At 52.4% G+C, this 18040-nt stretch carries 18 protein-coding genes; 12 read left to right on the top strand and 6 right to left on the bottom strand.

What is annotated here, in order from left to right; translation table 11 throughout:
* Positions 1-71 precede the first annotated feature (71 nt).
* On the bottom strand, positions 72-1871 hold the full coding sequence (aspS, locus tag AC23NW_RS05760; protein ID WP_487448271.1) for an aspartate--tRNA ligase: 1800 nt from the start codon (positions 1869-1871) through the stop codon (positions 72-74).
* Between the two features lie 309 nt (positions 1872-2180).
* Positions 2181-2813, bottom strand: coding sequence for a ribonuclease H1 domain-containing protein (locus AC23NW_RS05755; protein WP_293834405.1), 633 nt, complete (start codon positions 2811-2813; stop codon positions 2181-2183).
* A gap of 248 nt (positions 2814-3061) precedes the next feature.
* Here AC23NW_RS05755 and AC23NW_RS05750 point away from each other — a divergent pair, with 248 nt between their 5' ends.
* The 3 genes from AC23NW_RS05750 to AC23NW_RS05740 all read left to right on the top strand — a co-directional run bounded on the left by AC23NW_RS05750 (position 3062) and on the right by AC23NW_RS05740 (position 4826).
* On the top strand, positions 3062-3631 hold the full coding sequence (locus tag AC23NW_RS05750; RefSeq protein ID WP_293834406.1) for a DUF4136 domain-containing protein: 570 nt from the start codon (positions 3062-3064) through the stop codon (positions 3629-3631).
* Between the two features lie 102 nt (positions 3632-3733).
* Positions 3734-4012, top strand: a complete 279-nt coding sequence (locus AC23NW_RS05745; protein ID WP_487448270.1) for a hypothetical protein — start codon at positions 3734-3736, stop codon at positions 4010-4012.
* A gap of 52 nt (positions 4013-4064) precedes the next feature.
* Positions 4065-4826, top strand: a complete 762-nt coding sequence (locus AC23NW_RS05740) for a PP2C family protein-serine/threonine phosphatase (RefSeq protein WP_487448268.1) — start codon at positions 4065-4067, stop codon at positions 4824-4826.
* Here the strand turns inward: AC23NW_RS05740 and AC23NW_RS05735 are convergent, their stop codons facing one another.
* Complete coding sequence (locus tag AC23NW_RS05735; RefSeq protein WP_487448267.1) at positions 4827-6188, bottom strand: peptidoglycan DD-metalloendopeptidase family protein; 1362 nt, start codon at positions 6186-6188, stop codon at positions 4827-4829.
* 652 nt (positions 6189-6840) lie between these two features.
* Positions 6841-8292: an APC family permease gene (locus AC23NW_RS05730; protein ID WP_487448265.1), complete on the bottom strand. Its 1452-nt coding sequence runs from the start codon at positions 8290-8292 to the stop codon at positions 6841-6843.
* A gap of 156 nt (positions 8293-8448) precedes the next feature.
* Here AC23NW_RS05730 and AC23NW_RS05725 point away from each other — a divergent pair, with 156 nt between their 5' ends.
* Positions 8449-9606, top strand: coding sequence for a pyridoxal phosphate-dependent aminotransferase (locus AC23NW_RS05725; RefSeq protein ID WP_487448263.1), 1158 nt, complete (start codon positions 8449-8451; stop codon positions 9604-9606).
* Positions 9603-10460, top strand: a complete 858-nt coding sequence (locus AC23NW_RS05720; protein WP_487448262.1) for a prephenate dehydrogenase — start codon at positions 9603-9605, stop codon at positions 10458-10460. The genes AC23NW_RS05725 and AC23NW_RS05720 overlap by 4 nt, the downstream gene beginning before the upstream one ends.
* A gap of 17 nt (positions 10461-10477) precedes the next feature.
* Here the strand turns inward: AC23NW_RS05720 and AC23NW_RS05715 are convergent, their stop codons facing one another.
* Complete coding sequence (locus tag AC23NW_RS05715; RefSeq protein WP_487448260.1) at positions 10478-11005, bottom strand: helix-turn-helix domain-containing protein; 528 nt, start codon at positions 11003-11005, stop codon at positions 10478-10480.
* A gap of 245 nt (positions 11006-11250) precedes the next feature.
* On the opposite strand from AC23NW_RS05715, the gene AC23NW_RS05710 reads away from it, so the two are divergent.
* The 4 genes from AC23NW_RS05710 to AC23NW_RS05695 all read left to right on the top strand — a co-directional run bounded on the left by AC23NW_RS05710 (position 11251) and on the right by AC23NW_RS05695 (position 15315).
* Positions 11251-11724, top strand: coding sequence for a Dps family protein (locus AC23NW_RS05710; protein WP_293834414.1), 474 nt, complete (start codon positions 11251-11253; stop codon positions 11722-11724).
* A 218-nt stretch (positions 11725-11942) separates the two neighbouring features.
* On the top strand, positions 11943-13067 hold the full coding sequence (locus AC23NW_RS05705) for a 5-(carboxyamino)imidazole ribonucleotide synthase (protein ID WP_293834415.1): 1125 nt from the start codon (positions 11943-11945) through the stop codon (positions 13065-13067).
* 90 nt (positions 13068-13157) lie between these two features.
* The gene (locus AC23NW_RS05700) at positions 13158-14696 is read left to right on the top strand and encodes a DUF2271 domain-containing protein (protein WP_487448258.1); all 1539 of its coding nucleotides are present in this window, start codon (positions 13158-13160) and stop codon (positions 14694-14696) included.
* Positions 14641-15315, top strand: a complete 675-nt coding sequence (locus AC23NW_RS05695; protein ID WP_487448256.1) for a PepSY-associated TM helix domain-containing protein — start codon at positions 14641-14643, stop codon at positions 15313-15315. Before AC23NW_RS05700 ends, AC23NW_RS05695 begins: the two co-directional genes overlap by 56 nt.
* Positions 15316-15421: 106 nt before the next feature.
* Here the strand turns inward: AC23NW_RS05695 and AC23NW_RS05690 are convergent, their stop codons facing one another.
* Positions 15422-16258 (bottom strand): fumarylacetoacetate hydrolase family protein, encoded by an 837-nt coding sequence (locus AC23NW_RS05690; protein ID WP_487448255.1) that lies wholly within the window; start codon positions 16256-16258, stop codon positions 15422-15424.
* Between the two features lie 96 nt (positions 16259-16354).
* Between AC23NW_RS05690 and AC23NW_RS05685 the strand changes: the two genes are divergently transcribed.
* From AC23NW_RS05685 to AC23NW_RS05675, 3 genes are read left to right on the top strand one after another with little or no spacing between them, the layout of a single operon-like run.
* Complete coding sequence (locus AC23NW_RS05685; RefSeq protein ID WP_487448253.1) at positions 16355-16681, top strand: ArsR/SmtB family transcription factor; 327 nt, start codon at positions 16355-16357, stop codon at positions 16679-16681.
* 49 nt (positions 16682-16730) lie between these two features.
* A complete protein-coding gene (locus AC23NW_RS05680; protein WP_487448252.1) occupies positions 16731-17594 on the top strand; it encodes an arsenite methyltransferase in 864 nt (287 codons plus the stop codon).
* Between the two features lie 11 nt (positions 17595-17605).
* Entirely contained in the window at positions 17606-18022 is a 417-nt protein-coding gene (locus AC23NW_RS05675) for an arsenate reductase ArsC (RefSeq protein WP_487448250.1), read from the top strand.
* Positions 18023-18040: the final 18 nt, after the last annotated feature.

The following is an 18040-nucleotide window of genomic DNA, read 5'->3' as shown; positions in this document are numbered from 1 at the left end:
TAGCTGCGAAGTAAACAAAAACGGCCCACCATCCGGTGAGCCGTCCTGTATTTTTTTACAGCTGTAGCGGCTTAAGCCACGGTCTTGATTTTCAGTTCATCCAGCTGCTTGTCAGCAATTGTTGACGGCGAATCGATCATCACATCGCGGCCCGAGTTGTTTTTCGGGAAGGCAATGAAGTCACGGATCGAATCGGCTCCGCCAAAGATCGAACATAGCCGGTCGAAGCCGAAAGCGATCCCGCCGTGCGGTGGTGCACCGAATTCAAAGGCATCCATCAGGAAGCCGAACTGTGCTTTTGCCTCTTCCGGCGAGAAGCCCAGCAGGTCGAACATCCGCGCCTGCAGGTCGCGCTGGAAAATCCGGATGGAACCGCCACCGACTTCGGTACCGTTGATAACCATATCGTAGGCATTGGCCCGTACCTGACCCGGATCGGTATCGATCAGGGCGATATCTTCCGGCTTCGGCGAAGTGAACGGGTGGTGCATGGCAAACCAGCGGCCTTCGTCTTCGCCCCACTCCAACAGCGGGAAGTCGAGTACCCAAAGTGCCTTGAACTCATCTGCCTTGCGCAGGCCGAGGCGGCTGCCCATTTCCAGACGCAGCTCGTTCAGCTGTTTGCGGGCCTTACCGGCGTCGCCGGAAATAATGAGCATCAGGTCACCAGGTTCGAAGTTTTCGCCTTCGCTTTTGAAGCGGGCTACCCAGTGTTTCAGGTCTTCTTCAGAATAGAATTTATCAACCGACGATTTCAGGCTGCCATCTTCGTTGTAGCGGACATAAATCAACCCTTTGGCTCCAATCTGCGGACGTTTTACCCATTCCGTCAGTTCGTCCACCTGTTTCCGGGTGTAGCCGGCGCAGCCTTTTGCATTGATACCAACCACCAGTTCGGCGCTGTCGAATACGGCAAAGTTTTTACCCGATGTCAGGTCAACCGTGTCGAATGTACCTTTCAGTTCCACAAAACGCATTCCGAAACGGGTATCCGGTTTGTCGGAGCCGTAGAACCGCATCGCGTCGGCATAGGTCATGCGGGGCACTTCGGCCATGTCGATGCCTTTTACCGTTTTGAACAGGTGACGTACCAGCCCTTCGAACATGTTCAGAATATCTTCCTGCTCAATGAACGACATTTCGCAGTCGATCTGCGTAAATTCCGGCTGACGGTCGGCCCGCAAATCTTCATCGCGGAAACATTTCACAATCTGATAATAGCGGTCAAAACCCGACACCATCAACAGCTGCTTAAAGGTTTGCGGCGATTGCGGCAGGGCATAAAACTCACCCGGGTTCATGCGGCTGGGCACCACAAAGTCACGGGCACCTTCCGGCGTTGATTTGATCAATACCGGCGTTTCTACCTCAATAAAGCCCTGTCCGTCCATATATGTCCGGGTCTGCTGCGCCATTCTGTGGCGAAGTTCCAGGTTTTTACGAACGCTGTTCCGGCGCAGGTCAAGGTAACGGTATTTCATCCGCAGGTCGTCGCCGCCGTCGGTTTCGTCTTCGATCAGGAACGGCGGTAATTTTGCCGCGTTCAGAATTTCCAGATTACCGAGCCGGATTTCAATTTCGCCGGTCGGGATATTCGGGTTCTTGGATTTACGCTCGATGACCGTTCCGGTAGCTTTTACCACATATTCACGTCCTAGTGAACGGGCTACCGAAAACAAATCTGCCGAAGGAATCGCGGTTGTATTGGCCACACCCTCGTCGAGGATAAGCTGCGTAATGCCATAACGGTCGCGGAGGTCAATCCAGAGAACGCCTCCTTTATCACGGATGGTTTGCACCCAACCCGTCAAAATTACATCGGTATTTACGTGTTCAAGGCGTAGTTCGCCACAGGTATGTGTACGGAGCATTGCGAAGTATGATTGGGTGACCGTTATATGAGCCACTAACTGACTTAGGCACAGTATACTGGCTCATGTATTGGCGCACTCAGTTAATTAGGGCGCAAAAGTACAAAAAAAGCAAACGCAAGTTGTAGACCTTTCCTGCGATAATGCCAAATATGTCGTTGTTTTTTACCGTTTTTGCTTGATTTAGTTCAAAAACTGCAAAAAATTAATACAGAAACATCATAATCGCATTGCAGGGCCGGAAAGAGCAGAGCAGGCTAACGGAACTACCGGCAGGGCTTGTCTTTTACCGCGTTGCCGGTAACGAATTTATTTCCGCCCGAAATCAGCCGGATTCTCGCCCCAGTAATCCGTTTCCCATTTCAGCACCGGATTGGCATAGGCATGGGTTGCCAGCCAGCGTTCGGCCCGTTCGATGAGCTCAAACAAGACAGCATTATGGGGTGTCGGGTCAAGTTTGGTATTTGCCTTCTTTTTCCTGACCCAGCTGATGGCCGTTCTTGAGTCAGAATAGACCGGAATATTGCTTTTTTTCTGGTGCAGCAGCGCCAGCGCATGGACAATGGCCAGAAACTCGCCGATGTTGTTGGTCCCGTCGGCATAAGGTCCCATCCGGAAAATATACTGTTTGGTCGCCAGATAAATGCCCTGATATTCCATGTCGCCCGATGCCGTATTCCAGGCCGCATCGACAACCATACTATCTTCGACAGGCTTACCGATCAGGGCTGATGATTTGGGGGCCGTAGCAGCCCCTTTCGGGTTACCGATATGCACGTGCGGCTTATCGGAAAAGGCTTTCTGCGCCAGGGCTTTCGAGTCAAAAGATTTATACAGCGCCCCGTCGAATCCTTCTACCTGCTGTTTGCAGTCGTCCCAGCTATCATATACGCCATTTTGCCGGCCCCGCCAGACAACGTAAAATTTGGGCTTTTTGGCCATAACTTGTCACTTGGTATCCTGCAAAGATACAGCCTCTGAAGAATCGAATAAAAATTATTCACAATACACTGATTTACAGATTATTAAAAATACATTAATCCATTGGATTCACCCTGTTGATGCCGTATTTTTGAGGAACCAAACCCACCCCGCAAAGGTTATTTATATAGCTTATACGATGAGTTGGGGTTTAAGCGTTAATTGATTGATTTAACCACTAGATACTGTCGCTTCTGCGATCCGATAAAATGAAAGTCAAAGCCATAATTTCCAGTTTATTCCTTGCGGGCATGATGGCGGCTTGTTCTCCAGCCATCACCGTGCAATACGATTACGATTCGAAGGTTAATGTACGTCAGTTCACGACCTATCGCATCGAAGCCGACCGCCAACGTAATGCCGATCCGATTGTAGGCAGTAACCTGAACCAGCGCCGGATTGCCGACGCACTCGACCAGTCACTGAAGGGGCGCGGTTACAAGCCGGTGCAGGATGGTGAAGCGGATCTGGTTGTCCGGTTCTTTACTGATTCGCGGGACCGGCAGCAGGTGCAGTCCAACAATACCATGAGCCCGTATTGGGGTTGGGGTTGGGGGATGCCGAATAACCAGGTATATACCCGCAACTACGAAGAGAACCGTGTCGTGATTAATGTGTATGATGCACGTACCAATGATATCATCTGGCAGGGCTGGGCAAAAGGCCAGCTGAATACCAAAAAAGAACGCGAACGCGATACGGCTTTCCGGGAAACCGTAGCCAGTATCATGAAAAATTTCCCTGAAAGCGCAGGGCAGGACTACGGAGCTGCTCGCTAACTTTTAAGCCGGAAAATTGATAAAAACCCCGACTCTGGCGAGCCGGGGTTTTTATTTCGTCTCAGGTTTCGTTTTTTTGAAGCTGATTATCAATAACAATTCATGGCAGTATCAACTAAACGCCCCTTCATATACTCGCTCCTTGCAGCATTGGTTTTGCTGTTGCTGGGGCTGGCGGGGTTGCTGTGGATTAGTTATTTACGCGAACAACGCTACCAGGACGAAGTGAAAAGCCTCCAGTTTGAGCTGTCCCGCAAGCAGGACAGTCTGCAACATTTACAGGAACAGTTATTATTCCCCGTCCCCAAACAACCCGCCCGCGATACTTCCGATGGGTGGAGCATCGCACCGAAATCGGATAAGCTTTCTGCTGATAAATGAGCAGAATCATTTGTTTTTCGGCTGACAGTTGTATTTTAGACCCTGAATCCAAATGGATTCATTTGCTAATCTGACCATGTTCAGCTACCAGTTTGCGGCACAAACCAATATCGGCGGCCGTCGGGAAAATCAGGACAGTTATGGTTCCGGCATGACGCCTTATGGCTTTGTAGTTACCGTATGCGATGGCATGGGTGGTGCTGCCGGAGGTAAACGAGCCGCTGAGACCGCCGTGAACCTGATTATCCGTCACCTAAAAACCAGTCCTCACCCCACCCCACGCCTCGCTATTATCGCTGCTATCGAAGCTGCAAATGAGGCTATTTTTCAAATTAGCCGGTTAAAAACCCACCTACATGGCATGGGTACAACGGCCACGGTATTGCTGATTAACAAGGACCTGGTATATATGGCCCACGTAGGCGACAGCCGGATTTACCACCTCCGCAACCAACAGATTCTATTCCGGACATTCGATCACTCAGCGGTCTTTGAACGGGTACTGATGGGGCAGATGACCGAAGAAGAGGCAAGGCTCTCCCCCGAATCAAATATAATACTACGGGCGTTGGGTGTTGAAGCAGCGGTGGATATTGATTTACATGAATCAACCTGGCAATCCGGCGACCGCTTTGTCCTGTGTACCGACGGTGTATCCGGCATTATGCCGGAGTCTGAGCTACTGGCACAGCTCACCCAGCCGAAGATTCCGGCCCGTCTGGCGGATGATCTTACGGAATACATCAATCACATTGGTTTTGCGCAGGGAAGCCGCCACGATAACCTCACCGTTGCCGTTGTCGATGTAGGCTAGTCAGAGGCGTATCCAGCCAACCAACCGGTTCCGCTGCCGGATAAGCTGGTATCCGTTGAAAACACCCAGCAACTCAACCAGTGCTCCGGCCGGCAGGGTCTCAATCACCGCCGCAGAAGGCACGGCCGCCTCTATCAGATTTGTCGGTTTGTTCAGGGTCAGCTGCCGTATACTGCGGCTCACCGGTACAACACTACTATTGGTCAGATAGCCGCTGATACCGTCCGGCAGTTCTACGCGGAGCCAGTCGGCGGTACCGCCGAGAATGGTCAGCGCCGCTGATCCGGGCAGCCTGCGGACAATCGGGCTATCGCCGTCCGGTGCACTCCGCAGCAACGCCTGACTAGCCGCTACCCTGACCGAATCGCCCAGGCGGCTGGCAGCCAGTAACGGTTGCCGCGCCGGACCGGACCCCAGCCGGATAAACGGCAGCGGATCAACGGCGCCTTCTCCGTTCAGGTAGATACCGAAATGCAGGTGCGGCCCCGTAGTACGGGCATTTCCGGTATTACCGACAAATCCGACGGTATCACCCGCCGATACCCGCTGTCCGTCGGTAACATTCCAGCGATCAAGATGCGCGTAATATAAGCGCTGACTGCGGGAATCGTCTGACAGAAATACGATATTACCGCCCAGCTCGTTGACACCAACCCGCGAAATTACGCCGTCGGTGCAGGCCAGGGCCGGTGTCCCGCGCGGCGCAAAAATATCGACCCCTTCGTGCCGGCGCTGCCCCCCGTCCCGTGCGGCCCCGAAAAAGCTGCTGATCTGCCGGCTTGTACGCCCCTGCACCGGAAAACCAAGCATCGGCTCACGGCTGACGGCGATTGTATACCGGCCACTGCGCAGCAGCTCCGGCTGAACCCGGATCAGGTACGTTCTGGTCCGGCGTACATCCCATTCAAGCTGATTGGTATCGGCTTTCGAGGAAGCAACCAGATTCGGCCGGTTAGCCGGCGCGCGGTCGTCGAGCTCGAACACATCAATAAACACCTGCCCTTCTTTCTGTCCCTGTATATCAACGCGGATAACGAGTTTATCGCCCCGCTGTGCGTTTACGCGGTACCCGACCGCAAAGGGCCGGCCGGCAGCAAAATAACCCGATTCGCGGTAAGGTATTGAAATCTGTAATGAATCACGAAGCGCCCGTTGTGCCACATCAAGCCAGTCGGTACCAAGAGCAGTCTGGTCGAGCTTAGCAGATTTGAGCGACTGTTCATACTGTACATGTGGGGAGGTACTGCGGAATAAACCCGCGGCTGGTCCGGTTCCATTACAGGCTTGTAACCAGAAGGTACCGGTAATTAAAAGTAAAGCGATCAGCTTATAACTGGTAATGTATCTGCTTCTGCGTTTCATAAATCATTGAGTAGCTCTTAAACCGAAACCAAAACAGATGCACATGGTTAAGAGAAAGTGTTGAAATCACCTGTGTAGTACAGGATTAGCGTAAAGTGTGGAAAGAAGTACACAGTGAATACGGTACACATATGTTGTCTGGTACCTTTTAATTATGTATGCACATTTTAAACTTTTATTGACACTATTTTCGTCTTTCGGGCCCGGAAGATCCTATCATTATTTAACCGGCCCATTCGACAAGGCATTGATTTACAGCACAATAACAAATAATTACTATTTTTTTTTGAAAAATAGTAACACAGGCTATTATAATTCCTATTAGTTGTGTAGATTTGTACACATAATTCTACAATGTGGGGAAAAAAATCCCCAATCCGACTTTTTTTATCTGCCGTATTTGATTTTTATCCATCGTAACCATATACAGAAAGCCGTCTCTTGGAGACGGCTTTTCTTATTTAGACCTATTCCATAAACCATTGATAAACAATGATTTATGGTACATAAATTAACCCACTACCGACAAAAAAGGGCAAAAAAATAAGCTGGTCAATGTGCCAGCTCTTTTTTTACCCACCGTAACTTGTACTATTGTATTATTTAGAGTCGCAAACCCCGTGCCAGTCACATCACGGGGTTATTTTTATTTTTACGCATTACTACGTTTAGTCCAGAAGTATACCGGAATTCCTAATCCGGCTATTAACAGTCCCATACCGGTATTAAATGTTTTGGTCCATAACAGAATGCCGCAAATCGTTAAACCAGCGACAACATACAAAGCCGGCACCAGTGGATACCCAACGGCTTTGTAGGGGCGCTCGGCATTTGGTTCTTTCCGGCGCAGCACAAATATCCCCGTGATCGTCACAATATAAAAGACCAGGGAGGCAAAGGTGCAGTAATCCAGCAGATCTCCGTAAGTGCCCGACAGACAAAGCAGCGAGGCCCAGAGGCATTGCAGCCACAAAGCGCGGCCAGGCACGGCGTTCCGGTTCAGGTGCGAGGCCTGCTTCAGAAACAGACCATCCTGCGCCATGGCATAATACAACCGCGCGCCTGCCAGAATCAATCCATTGTTACAGCCAAAGGTAGAGACCATGATCAGGGCGGCCATGATCCCTACGGCCACATTCCCGAAAATAGTCTGGGCAGCCGCCGTAGCAACACGGTCGAACTCCGCAAACTGAATTCCGCGGCCGATAACATCCGTAGCGACCGGCGAACCTTTCAGCGGCAGAATCGACAGGTAGGATACGTTGGCCAGGGTATAAATCACCGTGACCATCAGGGTACCGAAAAACAGGGCCAGCGGGATATTTTTACGCGGATTCTTAATTTCACCGGCAATGAACGTCACGTTATTCCAGGCATCTGCCGAGAACAGCGACCCGACCATCGACGTACCGAACGCCAGCACCAGCGCCATACCAGCCAGCGGCATTACCGACCCGTCGGCCGATGTCGTGGTGGCTTCCCAGGCGTTCTGTAAGTTAGCACTCAGGGTATCCTTGCCCAACCCTACGCCGATGCCCAGCAGGATAATCCCGAAGAGCGCAACCAGTTTGGCGGAGGTAAACACGTTCTGAATGATTTTCCCACTTTGAATCCCCCGGCTGTTGATCCAGGTCAGCAAGACAAGGCTACTGATGGCAAACAACTGACCCAGCGACACCTTAATGGTACCAAGGGTGAAAAGCACATTCTGCGGGTTAAAGGCCGGAATAAAGACCGCCGTATACCGCGCAAAGGCTACCGCAACCGCCGCAATCGTCCCGGTCTGAATAACCATAAACACGGTCCAGCCATAGACAAAGCCCCACAAAGGCCCGAACGCCCGCTGGATGTATACGTACTGCCCGCCGGCCTTGGGCATCATCCCCGCCAGCTCACCGTAGCTGAGAGCCGCCGTAACGGTAATGATACCGGTTAAGACCCACAGCAGCAGCAGCCACCCGGACGCGCCAAGGTTACGCGCCATATCGGCCGAGACAATAAAAATACCGGACCCAATCATGGAGCCGGAGACAATCAGGGTTGAGTCGAGCAGACCCAGTGAGCGTTTAAAATCGGTCTTTTCGTCGGTAGAGGCCGGGGTCATAATGGATTGAGCTAATAGGAGATGTTTGTTGAACGGAATGATTATGGGTACTAATCCGTGCAAGAAACAACAAAAGTGGTACTTTTGCCAATTCGTTATACGTCATCAACGCGGAAATTTTACGTGTAATTTGCTTAATTTGATTCATTCGTTTTCATGATTATCCCTCTTGCCCATCGCGCAGGACAAACGCAGGAATACTACTTCTCGGTCAAACTGGCCGAAGTCCGCAAACTCCTGGCCGCCGGCCACGATGTGATTAATATCGGCATTGGAAATCCTGACATGATGCCGTCAGTGCAAACCCTTCAGACGCTGGCCGATGCGGCCTATCGTCCGGACTCACATGGCTATCAATCGTATAAAGGAACGCCCGCTTTACGGCAGGCCATTGCCCGTTTTTATGCACATACGTATGGCGTTAACCTGGAGACGGAAACGGAAATCCTGCCCCTGATCGGCTCCAAAGAAGGGATTACGCACATTTCCATGACGTTTCTCAACGACGGCGATGAAGTGCTGGTACCCGAACTGGGCTATCCCGCCTACCGCGCCGTGAGCCGCATGGTTGGTGCTGTTGTAAACGAATACCCGCTGGACGAACAACGCGGCTGGCAACCGGACTGGGACCTGCTGGCGGAACGCGTTTCGGACAAAACAAAAATCATCTGGCTCAACTACCCGCACATGCCGACGGGCGCTCCTGCCTCGCGGGAACTGTTCGAACGGTTTGTCCGCTTTGCCCACGACCACAAGGTATTGCTTTGCCACGACAACCCGTATAGCCTGGTGCTGAACCAGAAAGCGCCAATCAGTATGCTGTCTGTGGACGGGGCGCGGGACGTAACGATTGAGCTTAACTCCATGAGTAAGTCGTTTAACATGGCGGGCTGGCGGATCGGCTGGTTAGCGGCCGCGAAACCGTACATTGATGCGGTGCTGACCATCAAGAGCAACGTCGATTCGGGCATGTTTAAACCAATGATGGACGCCGCCGCCGTAGCCCTCGGCAACTCCGACGAATGGCACGCCGAACGGAATGCGGTATATGCCGGCCGGCTGGAAGCTGTCCATGCGTTTCTGGATGCCCTCAACTGTACCTATACCACCGATCAGGAAGGCATGTTTATCTGGGCTAAACTGCCGGAATCAGTTGCATCAGCCGAGAAGCTGGTGGATGAGCTGTTGTATCAGAAACACATTTTTATTGCACCCGGCTTTATTTTCGGGCCGAAAGGCGGGCGGTACATCCGCATTTCGCTCTGCATGCCGAAAGAACGCATCTGGGAAGCTGTTAACCGTCTGAAAGCATGAACGTTTCGATTATAGGTATCGGCCTGCTGGGCGGCTCATTTGCCCTGGCCGTCCGCGAAAAATACCCGAAAATGCACTTTATCGGCGTCGATACGTCGCCGGTACATGGCCAGCTGGCCATTGCCAAAGGCATCGTTGATGAATGCCTGCCGCTGGAAGAAGCCGTCGCCAAGTCAACGCTGGTGTTGCTGGCGACGCCGGTGAACATCATCACCGACATGCTGCCTAAGCTGCTTGATTTGCTGCCGGAAGGCGCCACACTAACCGATCTGGGTTCGACCAAAGAGCTGATCTGCGAAGCGGCCGACCAGCACCCGAAGCGGGCGCAGTACGTGGCTGCTCACCCGATGGCCGGGACCGAAAATTCGGGACCGGGTGCGGCATTCCGCGACCTGCTGCCAGGCAAAAACCTGATCATCTGCGACCGCGAAAAAAGCGCTCCCGACAGCCTTAAGCTGGTCGAAGCGTTGTTCCGCGACATCGGCATGAAGATTTTTTACATGACCCCGAAAGAACACGACCTGCACCTGGCCTACGTATCGCACCTGAGCCACGTCAGTGCCTTTGCGCTGGGGCTAACGGTACTGGAAAAGGAAAAAGACGAAAACACGATCTTTGAGATGGCCAGTACGGGTTTTGGTTCTACGGTTCGTCTGGCGAAGAGTTCGCCCCAGATGTGGGCCCCGATCTTCGACCAGAACCGGCAAAACGTATCCAAAGCGCTGGGCGACTACATTGATTTTCTGCAGCAGTATAAAGCTATTATCGACAATCAGGATATTACCGGTTCGCTGGAATATATGCAGCGGGCCAACGTGATCCGGCGGGTCCTGGAAGGGATTGAGAAGAAATAAAAGACGTACCGCTGTTTTTATACCATGAGAGCCTTGCCCGAACCGGCGAGGCTTTCTTTATAGTCGTCAACTGTCTGGCCGGTGTACTCAAAAAACGCTTTTTTAAAGGCTTTCCGGCTTGAAAAACCACACTCATGCGCCAGCAGGAACAGGTTCATCTCCGCCATTTTCGGATTCTTCAGCAAAACCTTCATTGCTTCGATCCGGTATTCGGCCATAAGCCGGTCAAAGGATTTCATAAGACCACGCCTCAGCACTTCAGAAAGCTGACAAACCGACATCCGGGCATGGACCGCCAAACACGCCGGTGTAAGCTCAGGGTTCAGATACAGCATTTCGCGGTCCAGCACATCCTGTAGCTGACCGGACAGCACAATAAGATCGACCTCCGTTAAGCAATTCGTCACGGGCAGCTCATGTGTCAGGGCAGCCGGCTGCGACAGTCCCTGCAACAGGGTAACTGCGTAATTCCGAACGGAAAGCACTGTTTTGTAAATAGTGGTACCAAAAAGCGACTCGGTCATGACGGGAGCTGGAACGTGCATATATCTGATGCTTAACGGGCTGTAAAGGTTGTAAGCTACATGACAAATTTCATACCAGCAAGCCAATACACTGATTATCAATAATATAACTCAAATAAAAGGCATTTAATATGTTCGGTTCCGAACAAAAGTGTACGAAATCGAACACCTTTCCCCAAAAAACCGTTGGCCTCAGTAACAGGCGCGGGCTTTCATACCCTCGTTTACCATGATCTTTACCAAAAAAATACTCAATTCACTATATCATGAAAGTTAATATTGGCATCAACGACAGCAACCGTCAGGAAGTTGCTCATGCACTGGCTAAACTTCTGGCCGACGAGTACGTACTTTATACCAAGACCCGTCATGCCCACTGGAACGTTGAAGGGCCTGATTTTTACGACAAACACAAGTTTTTCGAAAGCCAGTATGAACAGCTGGATACGTTCATTGATGACATTGCCGAGCGTATCCGTGCGCTCGGGCACTATGCTCCGGCCTCACTGAGCAACTTTCTGAAAATGACGCACCTGACGGAAGAAATCCGCAGCGAAAACAGCAGCAAGGGCTTTATTACCGAACTGCTGACCGATCACGAAAGCATCATCATGAACCTGCGCGGACTGGCTAATACCTTTGCCAACGACTACGGCGATCTCGGCACCAGCGATTTCGTTACAGGCCTGATGGAAGAGCACGAAAAAATGGCTTGGTTTCTACGCGCTCACCTGCGCTAGACCACAAAATTCTCACTGAGTATTACAGCACTAGTCCTTATTTTACCACATAGTCACATCAGAACACAAAGAATAAAAATCTGTGTTTTCTGATGTGGCTATGTGGTAAATCTATTTTTACAACCAGTATTCCTTTTTTGCCCGCCTCTTCTGCGCCATAACAATAAAGCGGCTTGTCCTGCGTATTTTTGCGGTACATATCAATTTTCATTAAGCCAGTGACTCCAACAATCGGCATCTTAGGCGGCGGCCAGCTCGGCCTCATGCTCCTGCAAGCGTCTATCGACTGGAACCTACGCGTTCATATCCTCGACCCTGATCCGGAAGCCCCCTGCCGCCACCTTGCTACCCAATTTGAGACCGGTTCGCTGCTCGATTACGACACCGTATACCGCTTCGGTCAGTCGGTCGATGTATTGACCATTGAAATTGAAAAAGTAAACGTTGAGGCCCTGGAAGCCCTCGAACGCGAAGGCAAAAAGGTGTATCCGCAACCGGCTGTCATCCGGACCATTCAGGACAAACGGCTCCAGAAAGCATTTTACCGCCAGCACGGCCTGCCAACCGCCGATTTTATCCTGACCGACAACCGCGCTGATGTTGCCCGGTATACTGATTTTCTGCCGGCGTTCCATAAACTCGGCCGTGATGGCTACGACGGACGCGGGGTGCAGCGCATCGCCTCAGCCGCCGACCTCGACAAAGCCTTTGACGCGCCGGGCGTACTCGAAAAAGCCGTTGATTTTGAGAAGGAACTGGCAGTGATTGTGGCCCGTAATGCCGATGGCGCCATGCAGACATTCCCGACCGTTGAGATGGTCTTCCATCCGGAGCTGAACCTTGTTGAATACCTCTTTGCGCCAGCAGAAATTACGGCGGAAGTGAACGAACAGGCCCAGCAGATCGCCCGCCAGACCGCCGAAGCATTCGGTATTGTCGGGTTGCTGGCCGTTGAGCTTTTCCTCGATAAAGACGGGCAGGTGCTGATTAACGAAGTAGCTCCCCGCCCCCACAACAGCGGTCACCATACGATCCGGGCCAACGTTACGTCACAGTTTGAGCAGCATTGGCGGGCCATTCTGAACCTGCCACTCGGTGATACGGATTTCTACCAGCCCTCAGCCATGCTGAACCTGCTGGGCGAAGACGGTTTTACCGGCCCCGCCAAATATGAAGGACTGGAGACACTACTCGGCATGTCGGGGGTTTTTCCGTTTTTCTACGGCAAGGCCATCACAAAGCCCTTCCGGAAGATGGGGCACGTAACGGTTATGGATGCCGACATAGACCGGCTCCGCGAAAAAGTAGCCGTCGTCCGCGACAGCATCCGCGTAATCGCCTGATAATTTTGTAAAAAATCGGGGATCTGCCGCAAGTTTCAGCCAATAACCGGGCCTAACAAGCTGTTAGAAGTATAAAAACCTGAAACTATCATGAAACCAACCACTCCCGTGCTGGCTGGCTGCGCCGTATTGTCAATTGGCAGTATGGCACAGGCGGCAACACCGGGCATGTACATCTCACATGCCGATCATGTACTGGGCACGTCACTTGATGTACGAATTATTGCCGGATCGGAAGCCAGCGCCCGGCTGGCCGAGCAAAAAGCCCTTCAGGAAATTACGCGGCTGACTAAGGTGCTGAGCGGCTATGATGCCCAAAGCGAATTCAGCCGCTGGGTAGCAACCCGGCACGAAGCGGTCCGGGTCTCCGATGATCTTTTTTCCGTTCTGCAGTTATTTGAGCAGTGGCACAACCAGACAAACGGTGCCCTGAGCGCATCGGCCGAAACCATCGGTCAGTTGTGGCAGCAAGGGGCTATTGACGGGCAACTACCCTCAGTAGCAGCCAAAGCAGAAGCCGTTGACCTGGCCAATCAGACCCACTGGCAGCTCGACGCTGACAACCAATCGGCTACCCGCCTCAGCGAAGCGCCGCTGCGGCTGAATACCTTCACCAAAAGCTATATCATCGACAAAGCCTGCGAGGCCGCACTGGCCGTTGACGGTATTGAGGCACTGGTCGTTAATGCCGGTGGCGACATTATTGTCCGCGGCAATTTACCGGCGCCGGTGGCGGTGGTGAACCCGCGCGCCAGTGCCGAAAATGATGCCCCGATGGCCCGCCTGTCGGTACAGAATCAGGCAGTGGCCACGAGCGGGGATTACCGCCGCGGTGTCCGGATCGACGGTACCTGGCACTCCCACGTTGTCGACCCGCGTACGGGCGAACCGGCATCGGAAATTATCAGCGCCACGGTGGTCCATCCGGATGCGGTGGTTGCCGGAGCCTTATCGACTGCCTTCAATATCACCACTGCCGGTGAGCGCGAACAGCTGGCCGCAGCCTATCCCGAGGCCGCTTATCTGCTTGTGACAAAAGACGGCAAGCAGCTGAGCAACGCTAAATGGAGCGATCTGGCGGTAACCATGCCGGAGTCGACAGCAGTCCTGGTTGCCGATGCCTCGGACCGGCTGATGTCGGCCAAAGTACTGGGCATCACCGCCGCCAAACCCTGGAATCCTGACTACGAACTGGCGATCAACCTCGAACTGGCGAAGTTTGAAGGGCGCTTCCGCCGTCCGTTTGTGGCCGTATGGGTAGAAGATGAAGACCGGAATCCGGTCCGGAATATTTCACTCTGGTATAACAAACCCCGCTGGCTGCACGAACTGAAAAGCTGGTACAACAACACCCGGCAAATAGAAGGCTTTGATCCGGCCTCCATTGCCAGCGCGACGCGCTCGCCGGGAGCCTATACCCTCACCTGGGACGGCAAAGACGATAAAGGCCAGTTCGTGAAAGCGGGCAAATACACCGTGGTGATCGAAGTCGCCCGTGAGCATGGCACGTATCAGATCATGCGCAAGGAAATGAATTTCAACGCGAAAGCAAAACAGGAAAAATTAGAGGGTAATGTCGAAATTTCAGCCGCGTCCCTGGACTACCACAAAAAGACAGGCAATCCATAAGGAAGGCGTGAAGGCCGTGCACCAGCCTGCCTGGAAACGGCAGCTGGCCTCCGCAGCCCGCTGGCTGCACATCTACCTGTCGATGATCAGCTTTGCCATTCTGCTGTTCTTTGCGGTAACGGGACTTACGCTGAACCATACCGAGTGGTTCGGAGAACATGTAACAACGGTTGAGCACAAGGGAAAACTGGACGTTAAATGGGTTAGTTCGCCGGATACCAATAAAATCGGCAAGCTCGAAATCGTTGAGTTTTTACGGAATGCGCACGGCATAAAAGGATCTCTCGGCGATTTCCGGATCGATGATCAGGAGATTTCCCTGTCATTTCGCGGCCCGGGCTACACGGCCGATTCGTTTATCGACCGTGAATCGGGCGAGTATGAGCTGACCGAATCGCGGATGGGCTTTGTGGCCGTGATCAACGACCTGCACAAAGGCCGCGACACGGGCGGTGCCTGGTCACTGGTGATTGATATTTCCGCCATACTGATGACGGTTGTCTCGCTGACGGGTCTTGTGCTGATGGTATTTCTGAAGAAAAAGCGCCTTGCCGGTCTGCTCATCGCCGCCATCGGTACACTCATCAGCTACCTGATCTACGTACTGCTGGTTCCTTGAAAAAGAATGAATAATGTAAAATGGATAATGAATAATGGCTACGCAGCGCTCATTGTACATTATCCATTTTACATTGTTCATTCTACATTACCCATTATCCATTTAATTAAGCTACCGTATTTTCCAGTGTTCCGATGCCCTCGATCGAAATCCGGACCACGTCGCCGGAGGCAAGGGTGAAACTGTCGGGCGGTACGATGCCGGTGCCGGTCATCAGGTAACAGCCGTTCGGGAACGAGCATTCGCGGAACAGGAAGCCCGCCAGCTCATCATGTTTACGCTTCATCTGATCAATGGCAATCTGATTTTCAAAGGCCACTTCACCAGCGCGGCTGATTTCCAGCCGGATGAGGGTTGACGGAGCGATCGGTTCGGCCGGTACATAGAGGCAAGGCCCTAACGCGGCGCTGCCATCATAGGTCTTGGCCTGTGGCAGATACAAAGGGTTTTCGCCTTCGATACTCCGTGAGCTCATGTCATTGCCACAGGTATACCCCACAATTTTACCCGAGCTGGTGATAAACAGCGTCAGTTCCGGCTCAGGCACATCCCACTGCGAATCTTTCCGGATACGCACCTGCCCTTTCGGGCCAACCACCCGCGAGGCCGTCGATTTAAAAAACAATTCGGGGCGCTCCGCATCGTAGACACGGTCGTAGAAATTACCGCCACCGGCTTTTTTCGATTCTTCCATCCGGGCGTCACGGCTCCGCAGGTAGGTTACCCCCGAGGCCCATACTTCCTGCTGACCAATGGGGGCCAGCACTTCTTCAGTAGCCCAGACCGCATATTCATCCGACGCCGCTGACGACGGAATGGCCTGTAACAGAAACGAATGCAGATCATCCTGATTGACCAGATAATCCCAGTCATCGGAAGGGGCACGGTGAAACTGGCCGTCGTGCTCGACTACCAGTCCCTGGCGGGTTTTGTATAGCTTCATGATAATTGTACGGAATTTATTTTGAAAGGACTATTGACGCCTATTTTACTTTTATCGTAATATTGCGATCATAATCATTAATCGTTTTCATTCAGCATGGGCGTCACCAAAACAGAAGTCTTTACCGATGAGCACAACCGGATCGCGGAACTGGCCAAGGCCTTTGCGCATCCGGCGCGGGTAGCCATTCTACAATTGCTAGCACAGAAAAAAGCGTGCGTCTGCGGTGATCTGGTCGATGAGCTACCGCTGGCCCAGGCAACCGTTTCGCAGCATCTGAAAGAGCTGAAACGCATCGGCATTATCAAGGGCGAAATCAATCCCCCACGGGTGTGCTATTGCATCAACGAAGTTGTCTGGCAGGAAGTCCGGGAACTCTTCGGGTCTGTGCTCGACACATTTATTCCTAATACCTGCTGTTAAATTTTTTTATCCATATTTATCGTATTATTACAATAAACCGATTAAAACAATGCAAACCGACGAACAACTCAAAGCCATTGTGCGGGAAAAGTATACCGCCATTGCCGGCCAGTCAGCAGAACAAAATGCGGCATCCTGCTGCGGATCAGGACCGGTAAGCTGCTGCTCACCGGCAGATGTCCCGATTATGGCCGACGATTACACCCAGCTGGACGGCTACGTTGCTGACGCCGACCTGGCCCTCGGCTGCGGACTGCCCACCAAATTTGCCCTGATTAAGCAAGGCGACACCGTGATTGACCTGGGCTCCGGTGCGGGTAACGACTGCTTTGTTGCCCGCCACGAAACCGGCCCGACCGGCAAAGTAATTGGCATTGACTTCACCGAAGCCATGATTCAGCGGGCACGCACAAACGCCGAAACACGCGGGTTTAACAACGTCGAATTCCGTCAGGGCGATATTGAACGAATGCCGGTAAGCGACAACGTAGCCGATGTTATTGTCAGTAACTGCGTACTGAACCTGGTACCGAATAAGAAAAATGTCTTCGGTGAAATCTTCCGCGTGCTGAAACCAGGCGGCCATTTCAGTATTTCGGATATTGTCCTGCTCGGCGATCTGCCGGCCAATCTGCAACAGGCCGCCGAAATGTATGCCGGTTGTGTCTCGGGAGCTATTCAGAAAACGGATTACCTGCGCCTGATCGGCGAAGCCGGTTTTACGGCCGTTTCCCTGCAAAAAGAAAAGGCGATTGACTTGCCGGATGACATCCTTCAGCATTATCTTTCGGTGGAGGAGATCGCAGCATTCCGGAACTCCGGCACTGGTATCCAGAGCGTTACTGTTTATGCCGAAAAACCGGGTAACGCGCCCGCTGAAGCTTGTTGTACACCAGGTAGCGGCTGCTGTTAATTCGCATGACCTTGAAACGAATTCTGGTTCTTTGTACAGGAAATTCCTGCCGCAGCCAGCTGATGCATGGCTTTTTGCAGCAACTGGCCGGTGAGCGGGCTGAGGTTTACAGCGCAGGGGTTGAAACGCACGGCGTAAACCCCAAAGCCATTACCGTTATGGCCGAAGCCGGTATTGATATTTCCGGCCATACATCCAATCATGTTGATGAATACCAGCACATTCCGTTCGATTATGTGATTACGGTTTGTGATCATGCCAAAGAGCGTTGTCCGTGGTTTCCGGCAACGGCGGAGCGGTTCCACCATAATTTTCCGGACCCGGCCAAAGCAAGCGGCACGCCCGAAGCGGTGATGAATACCTTTCGCGAAGTACGGGACATGATCCGGGCTTACGCGCAGAATTTTGTAAACGAAAAGATTGCCTGACGCCAGAACCAAATGTAT

This window comes from Arsenicibacter sp. R0_47 (genome assembly GCF_057652235.1).
The sequence above is the reverse complement of the archived record's forward strand: the minus strand, read 5'-3'. Positions and strand labels throughout refer to the sequence as shown.